Source organism: Streptomyces anulatus (genome assembly GCF_000721175.1).
In the GTDB taxonomy this organism is placed as follows: domain Bacteria; phylum Actinomycetota; class Actinomycetes; order Streptomycetales; family Streptomycetaceae; genus Streptomyces; species Streptomyces anulatus_C.
The window spans coordinates 1-780 of sequence record NZ_JOEZ01000115.1; the positions used below are offsets into that span (position 1 = coordinate 1).

2 rRNA genes and 1 pseudogene are annotated in these 780 nt (G+C 65.1%); all 3 read right to left on the reverse strand.

The features are described from left to right. Positions 1-351: pseudogene (locus IG90_RS43190) on the reverse strand (hypothetical protein); the annotation flags it as partial. A gap of 212 nt (positions 352-563) precedes the next feature. Further along, a 5S ribosomal RNA gene (gene rrf, locus IG90_RS0138745) occupies positions 564-680 on the reverse strand. A 23-nt stretch (positions 681-703) separates the two neighbouring features. Continuing rightward, positions 704-780, reverse strand: a 23S ribosomal RNA gene (locus IG90_RS0138750); the annotation flags it as partial.

Here is a 780-nt window from a genome sequence, read left to right on the forward strand (position 1 = left end):
GGTCATCACGCTGCTGACCACCCCGGTACCCACCACGGTCGTCATCACGACGCGGACCACGATCACGGTCGCGGTCGTCACGACGGAAGCCACCACCGGAACCACCACCACGGTTGTCGTCACGGCGGAAGCCACCACCGGAACCACCGGAACTGCCGCCCCGGTTGTCATCACGACGGAACCCACCACCGGTCGGCCGGCTGTCGTCACGACGGGGGCCACGGTCGCGGTCCCGGTCGTCGCGGCGGAAGCCACCACCAGTGCCACCGCCCGAAGGCCTGTTGTCGTCGCGGCGGAAACCGCCGCGGTCGTTGTCGCGTCGAGGTGCGCCGGAACCGGACCGGTCGTCACGACCACCGCGGTAACCGCCCCTGTCACCGCCGTCCCGGCGACGCGGCTCGCGCTCCGGACGATCGTCGGGAGAGTTGGTGGACATGGGTGTGACTCCTGTCTTCGGGTACCACAGACATTCTCGCGCAGCAGACCATCCGACGCGCTTCGGGAAAAACAAAAGGACCCTTGGTCCCAGCATGAACGCTGGGACCAAGGGTCCTAGAAAGATTGTTCGGCGGCGTCCTACTCTCCCACAGGGTCCCCCCTGCAGTACCATCGGCGCTGAAAGGCTTAGCTTCCGGGTTCGGAATGTAACCGGGCGTTTCTAACTGTTCGCAACCCGGGAACAACACAGTGGACGCGAGCAACTGAGGACAAGCCCTCGGCCTATTAGTACCAGTCAGCTCCACCCGTTACCGGGCTTCCACATCTGGCCTATCAACCCAG